We start from the raw sequence: 14876 nt of genomic DNA, 5'->3' as shown, positions 1-14876 counted from the left end.
TCAGACACTGGTGATCTCGGCAGGGGTCAGTTCACGGTATTCACCGGGTTCGAGCATTTCATCGAGGATGATATCGCCGATCTGCTCGCGATGCAGGGCATCAACTCGATTGCCGACGGCGGCAAACATGCGCTTGACCTGATGGTAGCGTCCTTCATGCAGGCAGACACGGGCCTCACGCTCTGACAGCAGTTCAAGCTCAGCCGGTTTGGTGCGTCGGTGTTCCCCGTTCAGCATGATGCCATCGGCAAAGATGCGGACGGTATCGGGCGTGATCGGGTCCGAGGTGATTACGTGATAGATCTTGCCGGTGTGGCGGTTGGGCGATGTGACACGGTGAGCCCACTGGCCGTCATCGGTCAGCAGTACCAGTCCGGTGGTATCCACATCGAGTCGGCCGCAGATGTGCAGGCGCTCGACACGCGGCATCTCAAGCAGCGCCGTTACGGTCGGGTGGGTCGGATCGTCGTTTGAGCATACGACCCCCTCGGGCTTGTACAGCATGATATAACGGGCGCTGGGCGGGTCCAGGGGCATTCCCTGCAGACATACGTCATCGGTGTCACTGACCTTGCGCCCAGCGTCACGCTCATGCTCCCCGTTGACGGTCACTTCGTCCGCATGCAGCATGCGCTTGACCTCTTTGCGGGAAAAGTCGGTTACGCTGGCTATGTATTTGTCGAGTCGCATGGTCAACCTGCAAAGTGCTCAAAGGGTACTAGTATATAGTAGCGGGCAAGATCACCGACAGGGGCTCATGAAAGCTGTCGGTGAATCCGCTAGAATAGCGCTCCCAAACTTGTTGCGAGGCCACCGTGAAGCTCTTCGTCGATAATCTGACCCATGTGGATTTTTCCTACCTTCATCCCAAGCGCGGTTTGGTGGGCGAATCCTGGGCGGTGCAGCTGGTACTGGATGGCAGTCTTGACCCTCAGGGAATGATCTGTGATTTCGGTGTGGTCAAGCGTCGTGTCAAGCAGTGGCTGGATGCACATCTTGATCATATGCTGGCTGTGCCGGCCCAGCTGCCGGGCTTGCAGCTTGAGCAGGTGGGCGGCATGACCGAGGTGCGTTGGCATTACCCTGAGGGTGGTCTTTTTCGCTGCCGTGCGCCCGAGCAGGCCATTGCTGTACTGCCCTGTACTGAAATTGACGAGCTTAGTGTTGCCCACTGGTGTCGAGATCAGTTGCGTCAGCTGTTTCCAGAGCAGGTGCAGGGGGTTGAGCTTGCCTTCACGGCCGAGTCAATCGATGGGCACTACTATCATTACAGTCACGGCCTTCAGCAGCATGACGGTAACTGCCAGCGGATCGCTCATGGCCACCGCTCGCGCATCATGATCTACCGTAACGGTCATCGCGATGAGGTGTTGGAAGGGCGCTGGGCCGAGTGCTTCCGTGATATCTATATAGGTACCCGTAGCCATCTGAAAAACCAGTCGGCCGGTGCGCACCATTATGCCTATACGGCGCCTCAGGGCGCGTTCGAGCTGGAGCTGCCGGCGCGCTGCTGCTATTTGATTGATACCGAAAGTACCGTCGAGCAAATTGCGGCACATCTGGCAGAGCAGATCAAAATTGACCATCCGCAGGATGAAGTGGTTGTGCGTGCATTTGAGGGCATCGGCAAAGGCGCAATTGCTACGGCGTGATGGCCCTGGCGGTATTCATACCTGGTGTGTTACCGAAACAAAACAGCCGCCCTCGGGCGGCTGTTTGCGTTGAGGTGGTGCGAATCAGTCGCGCTCGATCGCCAGTGCTGTACCCATGCCACCACCGATACACAGAGTTGCGAGACCTTTCTTGGCATCACGCTTGATCATTTCGTGCACCAGTGACACCAGAATGCGGCAGCCGGACGCGCCAATCGGATGGCCCAGCGCAATTGCACCGCCGTTCACGTTGACGATATCGGTGTTCCAGCCCAGATCCTTGTTGACGGACATGGCCTGAGCCGCGAAGGCTTCGTTGGCTTCAACCAGTTCCAGGTCGTTGATGCCCCAGCCCGCCTTTTCCAGCGCCTTGGTGGTGGCGCAGATCGGGCCTGTGCCCATGATGGCAGGATCAACACCGGCAGAGGCATACGCCTTGATCCGGGCCAGAACCGGCAGCCCCAGTGCTTCCGCCTTTTCGGCTGAACACAGAATCACGGCAGCCGCACCATCATTAATGGTGGAACTGTTACCGGCGGTAACGGTGCCGTCTTTCTTGAAGGCCGGGCGCAGCTTGGCCAGAGCCTCCGGGGTACAGCCAAAGCGGGGCTGTTCATCGGTGTCGAATACTACGGGGTCGCCCTTGCGTTGCGGAATGTTGACCGGAATGATTTCGTCCTTGAAGCGGCCAGAGGTGACGGCTGCTTCAGCCTTGTTCTGAGAGGCAGAAGCGAAAGCGTCCTGCTCTTCACGGCTGAAACCGTATTTTTCGACAATGTTCTCGGTAGTGATGCCCATGTGGTAGTTATTGAACGCATCCCACAGGCCATCGGTAATCATGGAGTCGATCATCTTCCAGTCGCCCATGCGTGCACCATTACGTGAGTTGGGCAACAGGTGGGGGGACTGGGACATGTTTTCCTGACCGCCGGCGATGATCACGTCAGCATCACCGCAGCGGATCGCCTGGGTCGCCAGTTGCAGGGCCTTGAGGCCGGAGCCGCAAACCTTGTTGATAGTCATGGCGGGCACTTCCTGAGGGATGCCTGCGTGGATCAAGGCCTGACGAGCCGGGTTCTGGCCACAGCCGGCCGTGAGTACCTGGCCCAGAATCACTTCGTCTACCTCTGCCGGGTTCAGTCCGGTTTTCTGCAGCAGGCCCTTGAGTACTTCAGCGCCCAAAGTAGCCGCGGTCAGTGAGGAGAGGGAGCCGTTGAAAGTACCCACCGCTGTACGGCCAGCGGCAACGATAACAACATCACGCATAATGGAAGTGCCTCTTTGGTTCATATCATTATTGATCCCGGGCTCAGGGTAACGCACGCCGGTGAAAGGGATATTTCAGTCGGCATCAGCTCGGGCAGGCGTACGGGTATCCATACCGCCATGAGGTCCTTCGAGTCTGCGCGAAGGGCTCAGGCGGTGTCAAGTAGACCAAGGCAAAACTGTGTGCGCCGCACAACGGGAGTATAAGGCCCCCTGTACGGCGGTGTCAGATCTCGAGGTTGTCGATCAGGCGGGCAGGACCGAGTCGAGCGGCGGCCAGAATGACCAGAGGGCGAACATCTCCGGCTTCAGGCGGCTGGAGTGAATCCCGGCAGAGGATACGATAGTAGTCACGTTGGAAACCGCCTGCTTCAAGCTGCTGTTGCGCCTGCTGTTCCAGTGCGCTGAAATCCGTGGCGCCGTTACGCACGGCATCGGCGGTCTGTTGCAGGGTTTGTTGCAGCAGGGGGGCAGTGGCCAGTTCGTCCGCACTGAGGTAGCCGTTGCGTGAACTGAGCGCCAGTCCACTGCCGGCTCGCTCAGTCGGAACACCCACAATATCAACGGGGATGCAGAGGTCACGTACCATCTTGCGAATCACGGCAACCTGTTGATAATCCTTGAGTCCGAACACAGCCAGATCCGGCTGGACAATGTTGAACAGCTTGCATACCACGGTGGTTACACCACGGAAGTGTCCCGGCCGGCTGGCGCCGCAGTGCAGATCGGACAAGCCCGGGACCTCAACCAGTGTCTGGTTGTCCTGGCCTTCCGGGTAGACCTCGCTGACACCGGGTGCAAACAGCAGGTCACAACCCGCTGCCATCAGCTTCTCCTGATCGGAGGCCAGAGTGCGAGGGTAGCTGTCGAGATCTTCGTTGGCACCGAACTGCAGCGGGTTGACGAAGATACTGGCCACCACGGTATCGGCTTGCCGGCGTGCTGTTTCCACCAGTTTGATGTGGCCTTGATGCAGATTGCCCATGGTGGGCACCAGCGCAATTTTCTGGCCGGACAGTCGTGTCTGTTTCAGGGCTGTGCGCAGATCCGCAATGGTGTGGATGGTTTTCATATTACTCGAACCCGTGTTCCGGTCCGGGGAAGGTACCGGCCCTGACCTGATCGCCATACAAACGGAAAGCCTGTTCAATGCTGTCGGCTTCTGTCATGAAGTCCTTGACGAACTTGGGACGGCGTCCAGGTGTAATGCCAAGCATGTCATGCATCACCAGTACCTGGGCATCCGTGTGATGGCCTGCACCGATACCGATAACCGGAATTTCCACGTTGCGGGTAATTTCTTCGGCCAGCAGTGTGGGGACACACTCCAGCAGCAGCATGCTGGCGCCAGCATCTTCAAGCTTCTTCGCATCTTCAATCATTTTCAGGGCGGACTGTCGGTCACGTCCCTGCACACGATAACCGCCAAGCTTGTTGACGGCCTGAGGTGTCAAGCCAAGGTGCGGGCACACGGGCACGCCGCGCTCGGCCAGCATGCGCACGCTGTCACACAGCCAGTCGCCTCCTTCCAGCTTGACGATGTGCGCGCCTGCCTGCATCAGCTTGGCCGAGTTGTCCATAGCCTGCTCTGGGGTGGAATAGCTCATGAACGGCAGGTCCGACATGATCATGGCACTCTGATTACCACGCGCAACGCTTGCGGTGTGATAAGCCATCTCATCGACGGTAACCGGCAGGGTGCTGCTCTGCCCCTGCAGTACCATACCGAGTGAGTCACCGACCAGAATCATCTCGATACCGGCGCTGCTCACCAGATGGGCAAAGGTCGCATCATAAGCGGTCAGTACGGCAAACTTTTCACCGGCCTGTTTGCGGGCGGTCAGGGTATGCAGCGTAATGTTGGACATAGCAATCTCTTCATCATTGTCTGAGCTTGTGCGCGATTATAACGATATCTTTTCCAGCGTGCCCAGAGGGCAGTGCTGAAGAAGCGTATTCAGTGGGCGACCATCGGGCAGGATCAGTTCAGGTGCCAGTTCAGCCAAAGGCCAGAGAACAAAATTGCGCTCGGTCATGTAGGCATGGGGAACGGTCAGGCGCGGCGTCGATATCACCTGGTCACCATACAGCAGCAGGTCCAGGTCAAGGGTGCGAGGTCCCCAGTGGATCTTGCGCACGCGCTGGTGCATTTGCTCGATTGCCTGTAGCGCATCGAGCAGGGTTTCGGGCTCCAGACGGGTATCCAGAGCAGCAACCGCGTTGATGTAATCGGGCTGGCCGGGGGGGCCGACAGGATCGGAACGGTAGAGCGACGAGCGTGCAGCCAGCGTGGTGTCAGGCAGTAGCTTCAGCTCTTGCAGCGCGGTGCTGACCTGCACCAGCGGGTCCTCAAGGTTGCTGCCCAGGCCAATCCAGGCGCGTAACTGAGTCTTACTCATTGCTGGGGCGGCTGTCCTGCGTTGGACGGTTGCGCGGGCGACGGCGACGTTTGCGGCGCGGCTTGTCATCCTGATCCGCGGGGACCATGTCACGTCGCGTCATCGGATTGGAGGACTGGTAGTCGGTCCACCACTGGCTCAGGCCCTGCAGCGGCTCACCACTGTTCTCACGCAGTACCAGAAGATCGTATGCAGCTCTGAAGCGAGGATGCTCCATAAGCTGATCGGCTTTCTTGCCCTGTCGACGCGGCAGGCGCAGCTGCAGTTCCCAGATTTCACGCACAGGAGTGGAGAACCGGCGTGGAATGGCAGTTGAGCGGACCTGCTCAGCCAGAACCTGATTGGCGGCCTCATGCAGCAGCGGGATCGGTGGCAGATCTGAGATCTGCTCCAGCTGTTTGATTCTCAGCTGCAATGGATACCAGAGTAAGGCCGCAAACAGAAAGGCCGGGGTGACGCTCTTGCCTTGAGACAGACGTCGATCCGTGTTGCACAGGGCGTTGATCAGCAGGGTTTCCACCGGATACTCGTCATGTTCCAGCGCCGCATCGGTTTGCGGGAAAAGGAAGGCGAACAGACCGAAGCGTTGCAGCTGTCGGTAGGATGCCTCACCGTGTCCACTCTGCAGCAGTTTGAGCACTTCATCAAACAGGCGTGCGGGGGATACATTGCCAAGCAGCGCTGCCAGTTCTCGAATCGGCGCTGCGGTACCGGGTTCCACTTCAAAACCGAGTTTGGCTGCAAAACGTGCAGCCCTGAGCATGCGCACCGGGTCTTCACGGTAGCGTTCACGTGCATCACCGATCATGCGCAGCTGGCGCTGTTTGAGGTCGGGATAGCCATTGGCAAAATCGAGTACGGTATGGTCACGCACATCGTAGTAAAGTGCATTGATGGTGAAGTCGCGGCGCAGGGCATCTTCTTCGATGGTGCCGTATACGTTGTCGCGCAGGATCATGCCGGTGGCAGCCGTGCGGGCTTGGTCCTGAGTTGTCTCTTCCTGATCATGCGATGCCCTGAAGGTGGCGACCTCAATCACCTCGCGACCGAAACGGACATGCAGCAGCTTGAAGCGGCGCCCAATCAGGCGACCACGTCGAAACAGCTCTTCGGCTTCTTCGGGGTGAGCTGATGTGGCGATGTCAAAATCCTTGGGAGTATGTCCCAGCAGCAGGTCGCGAATGCATCCGCCGACAAGGTAGCCCTCGAAGCCGGCATCCTGCAGCCGGTAGACAACCTTCATTGCATTGTCGTCCAGGTGACGGCGAGGAATCTGGTGCTCGGACTCGTTGACGATGCGTCGCTGTCCCAATGGAATCAGCTGTTCGGCAACGGGTGCCGGTGGCAAGTTCTCCTGTGGGGCTGTGGTACTGGGTGTGCGGCGACGACTGAACATGACAAAGGCGATCAGGGCTGCTGCAGCAAATGCGAGCAGAATGATGAGCAGAGTATTAGACATCGTTTACTGGGGGTCCCTGTAATGGCTGATCACGGATGGGGCATCATAACACCTGCTAAAGCTTAGTATAAGGCTCGGAGCGGGCATGGTTGCGTGGTGTGGCAAAGTGTGAGGCGTGAGTCAGGAGGGTGGGGGGTGTCGGTCGTAAAGTGACACCATGAAGCTTAGCTTGTTGTTGTTCTTCCTAAGAGCACTGATTGGGGAGCGCTGCAGTGCCACTCTATCGACCGACTAAGCCTCATTTTTATTTTTATTCGAGGCAGGTCACTCATCCGCAGAGCCATTTTTATTTTTATTGCCGGCGCTGTTTCAGGGTGTACGTTGTTGTTGTTCTGCTTGTAATAAAGCAGAACGCGTGCCAAAAATCATAACCCTTTGTTTTATATGATTAAGGCTATATTAAACTCGATCATTCTTTCGTTTCTGGCAACAGAGTGTTACCGAATGTCACGGTTTGTGGGCGGTGTTGGGTAGTAAGGTAACACTTGTGAGTGTTACCGATTGTTACCCCTTGGGTTTGCGGGGGATACCCAGTTTCTGGCGTCGTTCCCACAGGCTTTTTCGGCTGATTCCGAGCGTTTTGGCCAGTTCGGTTTCACTCATCTGGTCCTGGTTTTCAAGGACGAAGCGCTGGAAGTAGTCATCCAGGGACAGGTCTGTGCGGGCGCCGGAGGAAGCGTCGCTGTCGACAGGTGGCAGTCTGTGCCGCTGGGCGTACTGGCTTTCGATGTCGGCCAGGCTTTGCTGTTCCAGTTCAAGGCCCAGAAGATCAGGAGTGATCTGCCGACCATCGGCCAGAATGACGGCGCGCTCAATCGCATTTTCCAGCTCTCGCACATTGCCGGGCCAGTGATAGCGGCGCAGAAGCTCCAGTGCTTCGGGGCTGAAGTTGAGAGACTCACACCGCATCTTTTCGGCCTGCTTGGACAGGAAGGCTTCCGCCAGTTCCAAAATGTCGTCTTCTCGTGCCCTCAGCGGAGGCATGCGCAGCTCCATCACATACAGGCGGTAATACAGATCTTCACGGAACTGGCCGGAACGAGCGCGGGTCTTGAGGTCACGATGTGTAGCAGCGATCAGACGCACATCCACCTTGAGTGGTTGTACTGCCCCAACCCGGCGAATTTCACCCTCCTGCAGGAAACGCAGCAGACGAGCCTGAGCTTCCAGAGGCAGTTCACCGATTTCGTCCAGAAACAGGGTGCCGCCATCGGCGGCTTCAATCAGGCCACTGCGGCCGCTGGTTGCACCGGTAAAGGCCCCCTTCTCATGCCCGAACAGTTCGGACTCGATCAGAGTCTCCGGTATGGCGGCGCAGTTGACGCAGACCATGGGGCGGTTGGCTCTGTTGCTCTGTTCGTGAATGGCGCGGGCGGCCAGCTCCTTGCCGGTGCCGGATTCGCCAAGGATCAATACGGTAGCGTCGGTGCGTGCGACCTTGCCGATGCGGCGGTAGAGTTCCTGCATTGACTTGCAGGAGCCGATGATGCGCGTCTGTTCGGGTGCTTTACCGCTGGTGCTGCCGCCGATTTCATTGTCTGAAGCAGTACGGGACTGTGACAGCGTGGCCGCCACGGTTTTCAGCATTTCGTCGTGATCGAACGGCTTGGCAATATAGTCGACGGCACCAAGCTTCATGGCATCCACCGCGGAGCGCAGGCTGGCATAGCTGGTCATGATCAATACCGGCACCGATCCGGCCAGTCCGATGAGGTCGGTGCCAGGCGCACCGGGCAACCTCAAATCGGTGATGATGAGGTCAAAGCTATCCAGGCTGAAGTCGCCACAGGCTTCGGCTACCGAGCCTGCATCACTGACTTCATATCCGTTTTTTTCCAGCAGGCGCCTGAGCGCTGAACGGATGATACTTTCATCCTCGACAATCAGAATTCGACTCATCCGGACAAACCTTCTCCATGAGCAGCCGGCGATGCAAGGGTATTTTCCTCGTTCAGCCGGGGTAAGGTGATTACGACCTGAGTGCCTTTGTTCTGGTTTTTGTTGGCCGGGCTAAGAATCTCGATATTACCATAATGCTGCACAATGATGTTGTAGACCAAAGGCAGGCCTAGACCGGTTCCGCGTCCGGGTTCCTTGGTGGTGAAAAATGGCTCGAACAGGCGAGTGAGGTGCTCCGGGGCGATGCCAGTGCCCTCATCGGTAATACGAATGCAGATGCTTGTTTCGCTTCCCTGTGCCTCGATTTCAATCAGCCCCTGCGGTGGCGAGGCATCACTGGCGTTGTTAAGCAGGTTTACGAATACCTGCAGCAGCAGTTGCAGGTCGCCGCGGATCTGCAGGGACGGATCAACCTGATTGACAAAATGCTGCTGTCGACTGTGGCTGTCGAGGGTGACCAGATGGATCGCTTCATCAATGCAGTGGCGCAAATCGAGCGACTCGAAATGCTCCGGGCCTTCCTGGCGGCCGGTGTGGGCAAAACGCACCAGCGATTGAACGATGCGGTTAATGCGACGGGTCTGATCAACAATCTGATCGCCGGTTTCCAGCACCTCGGGCAGATCCGTTTCCAGCTTCAGATTTTGGGCCAGACAGGCGATGCCGGTCACCGGGTTGCCGATCTCATGAGCGACGCCGGCCGCAAAGCGACCGATGGAGGCCAGGCGTTCGCTGTGGGCCAACTTGCGGGCCATCATCAGATGCTCTGTTTCCTCTTCAATCAGCAGGACCTTGCCTTGCGCAGGTGTGTCATCCAGACGTGCCTTGTGCAGGCTGAACCAGCGATGCTCGCCGTGCAGCTCAATCATTTGAGCTTCCTGGTGAAGGGTATCGTTGTCTGCAAATTCCTTCAGCAGGCGGCTCCATGGCAGTGGTAAGTGTGCCAAAGGATTGCCGAGAGCCTGTTCTGCACTCAGCCCTGTGTACTGCTCCAGCTCGGCATTCCAGAACAGGATGCGGTGGTCTGCATCCAGCGTGCAAACCCCGATAGGCAAGCGCTGCAAGGTGGCGCGATGGTAGCGTCTGAGCTGGTCCAGCTCGGCTGCAAGGCCCGATAGGCGTTGGTCGTAGGTTTCAAGTTGCTGCTCCAGCAAATGGACCTCGCGGGCCTTGAAACCGGCGCTGCGATCAGTTTCCAATGGTTGCAGCAGTGCTGTTGCCTCCACAGGTCCCAGCAAGGCGGAAAGGTTCTGTTCCAGCTGGGTCCGCAGGCGCAGGCTGTCCAAAGGTCTCAGCTGGCCTGGGCTCAGCTGCAGTGTGAACATGGCACGCTGGACTTCCCGCTGTGCAGGCTGTTCCCCCAGTCTGGGTGTCAGGCGGGCGACAAACTCCGCTTCACTGGCGGCAGCCAGGCCCAAGCCCAGAGGACGGGGCACGACGTTGAGCGCACAGGCTTCGGCGGCCTGTCTCTCGCCCTCGTGGCCGGGGAAAAGCAGGGAGCCGAGTACCAGCAGTGCCGTGTTAAGCAGTACCGATAATAGAGCGACCTTGTACCACTGACTCAAGGCTCCGGCATCCAGCGGAGCGCCATCCAGCATCATCGGCAGCAGCATGCCCAGTGCCCAGAGGCCTATCCCCCCTGTCAGGCCGAGAAGAAAACCGGTGCGACTGGCGTTGGGCCAGTACAGGGTTGCGAGTATTCCCGGCAGAAACTGAAGAAAGGCGATAAATGCCAGCAGCCCAAGCTGGTTCAGTGAAAACTGTTGACCTATATGGCGGAAAAACAGATAGCTGCCCAGCATTACCGCCATAATGATCAGTCGTCGCAACCACAGCAACCAAGCGTAGAAGCGGACATTGTCCGGTACCCGTACCAAGGGCAGTACGACATGGTTTTGCAGCATCGATGCCAGCGCCACGGTGGCCACTATGATGATGCCACTGGCCGCCGATAGCCCGCCGATGAACGTCAACAGACTGAACCACGGCAATTGCAGGTTCTGCCCCAACTGCAGCAGCAGGTATTCGGGATTGGTGATCGCATCGTGCTTCATGCCGGCCCAGAGAATGGGGGGAACAGTGATGGCAAGTAGTAGCAGGAAAAGAGGAATACCCCAGCTGGCGCGGTACAGGCTTTCGGTGGGCAGGTTTTCCGTGAACGCAATGTGGAACATGTGCGGCATGACAAAGGCACAGGCAAAAAACGCCAGCAGCAGAATTTGCCAGTGACTGGTGTCCGGCGGCTGTTGCAGTCGCTGCAGCGCCTCCGGGTTACGCTGCAGCCAGTCCCCGAGCCCATCGACACCACCCAGCAAGGCCCAGAATGCATAGGCTGCAATCAGCAGCAGGGCAATCAGTTTGAACAGAGATTCAAGCGCGATGGCGAATACCAACCCGCGATGGCTGCTGCGAAGAGAGGCATGTCGAGCACCAAACAGCAGGGTGAAGAGGGTGAGAATGATGCAGAAGCCGGCTGCCGCCCGATTGGAAGAGATGCGATCATTCAGCATGGGCAGCGAGTCGGCCAGTGCCTGAATCTGGATCGAGATCAGCGGCAGGCTGATAAACAGCATTAATAAAGTAGTCAGCGTTCCTACACCGCCACTGCGAAAACGGAAGGCAAACAGATCCGGCAGCGAGCTGAGCTGGTGTCGCCGAGTAATTCTCAGCAATGGAATCAGCACCAATGGGGCAAGGAGAAAACTGATGGAGGCCCCCATGTAAGAGATCAAATAGACATAGCCGGAATGATACGCAACGCCAAAGATGCCATAGAAGCTCCAGGCGCTGGTAAACACACCAAGTGCCAACACATGCACCAATGGGTGTCGGGTGATGCGTTCAGGCAGTAACCCCTTGTCGGTGAGCCAGGCGGCGCCGAACAATGCGAGAAGATAGCCACAGCCGAGCAGGGCCAGCAGACTGAGATCAAAGTTCATGGTGACGGTGGCGCCATTCGGCGGTCGCTGCCAGCAGGATCAGCAGCGCCCAGATCAGAAAAGGCATCAGCCAGTGGCCGCTGTGGAATAGCCACAGCTCGACCAGTCCCGGCAGCAGCAGAGTGGCCAGCAACAGAAGCAGCAGTAGGCGATGCAGATACATATTCAGGTCTCGGGTTCACACAGGCTCAGTGTGCCGGGAACTGCAGTGATGTTCCAGTGCGTGATGGCCCACGAGAGCAACTCATCTCGACTGGCTGTTGCCAGGTCGGCGGGTGGCTTCTGGCCGAGAAGTGACAGCGCGCGCAGCAGCAGTTGTTGGCGTTGGCCAGGGTCGATCGCCGGTGCTAGGTTCTGTTTGCTCAGCTTCTGCCCGGCCGGGTTTGTGATCACGGGTATATGCGCGTACTGGGGTGTCGAATAGCCAAGCAGGGTTTGCAGCGCGATCTGGTGCGGTGTTTCGTCGATCAGGTCGCTTCCTCGCACAATGTCGGTTACACCTGCGGCCGCGTCATCAACGACGACGGCCAGCTGATAGGCAAACAGTCCATCACGGCGAAACACGACAAAATCCCCGCGATCATTCTGCCAGTCGTACGTTCTGAAACCCTGGATGCGGTCATGAAACTGTTGCTCTGCCTGTGGGTGAATCACCCGAACGGCGCAGCTGGCAGAGGCGGATGGCGGATGACGCCGGCAGTGGCCATCATACAAGCCCGTCACGCCTCTGGTTCTGAGCTGCTTGCGACTGCAGCTGCAGCGATAGGCAGTGCCTTGGTCCAGTAACTGCTCCAGTGCGTCCTGATAGCACTTCAGCCGCGTGCTTTGGTATATCACAGGGCCATCCCAGTGCAGGCCGAAGGCGTCAAGGGTGTGCAGAATCGAATCGACCGCACCGGGCTGTTCGCGTGGCGGGTCAAGATCTTCTATCCGCAGCAGCCACTCGCCATTGCGCGAACGCATATCAAGATAACTTGCCAGTGCGGCAAGCAGAGAGCCGAAATGGAGTGGGCCGGTCGGTGACGGGGCAAAACGTCCGATGCAACTCAAGGTGAGGGCTCGATGTCAGGCGGGAGTCGGGGGCCAGAGGCCCCGACGCGCGGGCTCAGCGGCCGAGCTGCTTTTCCTTGATTTCAGCCAGCGTCTTGCAATCGATGCATAGAGTGGCCGTCGGGCGTGCTTCAAGACGGCGGATGCCGATCTCGACACCGCAGGCCTCGCAGTAGCCGTAGTCATCGGAGTCGATGCTCTCAAGCGCTTCGTCGATTTTGCGAATCAGTTTGCGCTCGCGGTCACGGGTGCGCAGTTCAAGGCTGAATTCCTCTTCCTGACTGGCGCGGTCGCTTGGGTCAGCAAAGTTGGAGGCTTCTTCCTTGAGATGTGTGATGGTGCTGTCGACTTCCTCCATCAGCTCGCGTTTCCAGCCAAGAAGAATCTTGCGGAAATGCTCTTTCTGCGCTTCGTTCATGTATTCTTCGCCGTTATCCAGCGGGTAAGGTTCGAAGTGCATGAACTTGGTATCTGTTGTTTTAGGCATGGGCGCAGCCTCACGTCATTGGGGGCTCAGACCATGGAAAGCCCGATTGCTCCGGCCTGGCGCCCTGATATGGGAACACTATGGTGCTTTAAAAGCCGGTGAAAGTACCAGAACCCCAGTCTTTAGGCTAGACCTGTTTGGCCTTTTTGCCATCGCGATTGATTTCACCCGCTGCAACAGAGGCTTGCAACAGGTGTTGTCGGATATACTGAGGCGCTTATCTGGATCGGAGGAGTGAAGATGATATCGGACTGGACTGCACGGGCACGCGAGATTGATTCGTTCAAGGTGATGGATCTGCTCAAGCGTGCAGCCGAGCTGGATGCCGAGGGCAGGGATGTGGTGCATATGGAGGCCGGGGAGCCCGACTTTCCCACAGCAGAGCCAATCATGCAGGCTGCACGTCGAGCCATGGATGCAGGGCATACGCGTTATACCCCGGCAGGTGGCATCATGCCGCTGCGTGAAGCTATCGCGGATTTTTACCAGCGGCGCTATGGCGTCAACATCAGTCCGCGCCAGGTGTTGGTTACGGCCGGTGCTTCTGGAGCTCTTTTGCTGGCGTTCTCGTTGCTGGCGGCGCCTGGCAGTCGTTTCATGCTGGCGGATCCGGGCTACCCCTGCAATCGTCAGTTTCTACGCCTGCTGGAAGCACGTGGGCAGTTGGTGCCGGTGGGACCGGAGCTGAACTATCAGTTGAATGCGGATCTGGTGGAGCAACACTGGGCCGACGATACGGCAGGGGTGTTGCTGGCGTCCCCATCAAACCCTACCGGGTCGGTTGTACCAACGGATCATCTGCGCGCCATTGCGGATCAGGTGCGCCAATGTGGCGGCTCGCTGATCGTGGATGAGATCTATCATGGTCTCACCTATGGCTTTGATGCGGACACTGTGTTGGGTGTGGCACCGGATGCGCTGGTGCTGAACAGCTTCTCCAAGTATTTCGGCATGACCGGCTGGCGCCTGGGTTGGCTGGTGGCACCGGAAGAGGCCGTTGCTGAGATGGAAAAGATTGCCCAAAACCTGTTCATCTCGCCGGCAACGCTGTCACAGTATGCCGCGCTGGCCGCGTTTGAGCCGGCCACGATCGAGATACTGGAACAGCGCCGACAGGCGTTTGCGTTACGTCGTGATCGGCTTGTGGCTGGGTTAAGGGAGCTGGGCTTTGGTATTCCTCGCATGCCGGAGGGTGCTTTCTATGTCTATGCCGATGCTTCTCACCTGACCGATGACAGCTTTGCCTTCTGCTGGTCGCTTCTGGAGGAGGATTATGTCGCGGTGACACCAGGGGCCGATTTTGGTCATAACCGGCCTGAGCGACATATTCGCTTCTCCTATACCACGGGGCTGGATAGGATCGAACTGGCGCTGGAGCGCCTGCAGCAGCGGATCAGTCGCGCGTAAGCCACACCTCGCCATCGCGGACCTCGACGGGCAACGCTTCCAGTTGCTCGCCGGGGCAGGGGCCCGCGATACAGATGCCGTCGTCAATACCGAACAGAGCACCGTGGGTGGCACACTGGATGAACTGTTTCTCGTAGTCGAGGAACTGGTTCGGTTGCCACTCCAATCGGATGCCACGATGCGGACAGCTGTTGCGCCAGGCAACAACACTCTCACCGCGTCGGATCAGCAACAGAGCGGTGCCATCCTCAAGATCAAACCCCCGCGGGCTGTTGAGCTGTAATTCATCGAGTGTGCACAGTTTCAAGGGATAGCAGC

14 protein-coding genes are annotated in these 14876 nt (G+C 58.0%); 2 read left to right on the top strand and 12 right to left on the bottom strand.

Features of this window, described 5'->3' with window-relative positions:
• The gene (gene rsuA, locus BLV48_RS15195; protein ID WP_091827649.1) at positions 1-690 is read right to left on the bottom strand and encodes a 16S rRNA pseudouridine(516) synthase RsuA; all 690 of its coding nucleotides are present in this window, start codon (positions 688-690) and stop codon (positions 1-3) included.
• A 125-nt stretch (positions 691-815) separates the two neighbouring features.
• Between rsuA and BLV48_RS15190 the strand changes: the two genes are divergently transcribed.
• Entirely contained in the window at positions 816-1652 is an 837-nt protein-coding gene (locus tag BLV48_RS15190; protein WP_091827648.1) for a 6-carboxytetrahydropterin synthase, read from the top strand.
• 84 nt (positions 1653-1736) lie between these two features.
• Here the strand turns inward: BLV48_RS15190 and BLV48_RS15185 are convergent, their stop codons facing one another.
• From BLV48_RS15185 to dksA, 10 genes are all read right to left on the bottom strand, one after another.
• Positions 1737-2918: an acetyl-CoA C-acetyltransferase gene (locus BLV48_RS15185; RefSeq protein ID WP_091827647.1), complete on the bottom strand. Its 1182-nt coding sequence runs from the start codon at positions 2916-2918 to the stop codon at positions 1737-1739.
• 226 nt (positions 2919-3144) lie between these two features.
• Entirely contained in the window at positions 3145-3990 is an 846-nt protein-coding gene (panC, locus tag BLV48_RS15180; RefSeq protein WP_091827646.1) for a pantoate--beta-alanine ligase, read from the bottom strand.
• Between the two features lies 1 nt (position 3991).
• A complete protein-coding gene (panB, locus tag BLV48_RS15175; RefSeq protein WP_091827645.1) occupies positions 3992-4786 on the bottom strand; it encodes a 3-methyl-2-oxobutanoate hydroxymethyltransferase in 795 nt (264 codons plus the stop codon).
• 36 nt (positions 4787-4822) lie between these two features.
• Positions 4823-5317, bottom strand: coding sequence for a 2-amino-4-hydroxy-6-hydroxymethyldihydropteridine diphosphokinase (folK, locus tag BLV48_RS15170; RefSeq protein WP_091827644.1), 495 nt, complete (start codon positions 5315-5317; stop codon positions 4823-4825).
• Entirely contained in the window at positions 5310-6776 is a 1467-nt protein-coding gene (pcnB, locus tag BLV48_RS15165) for a polynucleotide adenylyltransferase PcnB (protein WP_091827643.1), read from the bottom strand. Before pcnB ends, folK begins: the two co-directional genes overlap by 8 nt.
• Before the next feature lie 504 nt (positions 6777-7280).
• Positions 7281-8675 carry a sigma-54-dependent transcriptional regulator gene (locus BLV48_RS15160; RefSeq protein WP_091827642.1) on the bottom strand — a complete coding sequence of 465 codons (1395 nt, stop codon included), beginning with the start codon at positions 8673-8675 and terminating at the stop codon, positions 7281-7283.
• Positions 8672-11614, bottom strand: coding sequence for a sensor histidine kinase (locus BLV48_RS15155; RefSeq protein ID WP_091827641.1), 2943 nt, complete (start codon positions 11612-11614; stop codon positions 8672-8674). Before BLV48_RS15155 ends, BLV48_RS15160 begins: the two co-directional genes overlap by 4 nt.
• Positions 11604-11777, bottom strand: coding sequence for a hypothetical protein (locus BLV48_RS19015; RefSeq protein WP_175527696.1), 174 nt, complete (start codon positions 11775-11777; stop codon positions 11604-11606). Before BLV48_RS19015 ends, BLV48_RS15155 begins: the two co-directional genes overlap by 11 nt.
• A gap of 2 nt (positions 11778-11779) precedes the next feature.
• Positions 11780-12664 (bottom strand): tRNA glutamyl-Q(34) synthetase GluQRS, encoded by an 885-nt coding sequence (gene gluQRS / locus BLV48_RS15150; RefSeq protein WP_091827640.1) that lies wholly within the window; start codon positions 12662-12664, stop codon positions 11780-11782.
• A gap of 55 nt (positions 12665-12719) precedes the next feature.
• Positions 12720-13151 carry an RNA polymerase-binding protein DksA gene (gene dksA, locus BLV48_RS15145; RefSeq protein WP_091827639.1) on the bottom strand — a complete coding sequence of 144 codons (432 nt, stop codon included), beginning with the start codon at positions 13149-13151 and terminating at the stop codon, positions 12720-12722.
• 240 nt (positions 13152-13391) lie between these two features.
• Here dksA and BLV48_RS15140 point away from each other — a divergent pair, with 240 nt between their 5' ends.
• On the top strand, positions 13392-14558 hold the full coding sequence (locus BLV48_RS15140; protein WP_091827638.1) for a pyridoxal phosphate-dependent aminotransferase: 1167 nt from the start codon (positions 13392-13394) through the stop codon (positions 14556-14558).
• Here BLV48_RS15140 and BLV48_RS15135 read toward each other — a convergent pair.
• Positions 14545-14865, bottom strand: a complete 321-nt coding sequence (locus BLV48_RS15135) for a Rieske (2Fe-2S) protein (RefSeq protein ID WP_091827637.1) — start codon at positions 14863-14865, stop codon at positions 14545-14547. The two genes, BLV48_RS15140 and BLV48_RS15135, sit on opposite strands and share 14 nt — an antisense overlap.
• Between the last annotated feature and the right edge of the window lie 11 nt (positions 14866-14876).

This window comes from Marinobacterium iners DSM 11526 (assembly GCF_900107855.1).
GTDB classification, from domain to species: Bacteria; Pseudomonadota; Gammaproteobacteria; order Pseudomonadales; family Balneatricaceae; genus Marinobacterium; species Marinobacterium iners.
The sequence above is the reverse complement of the archived record's forward strand: the minus strand, read 5'-3'. Positions and strand labels throughout refer to the sequence as shown.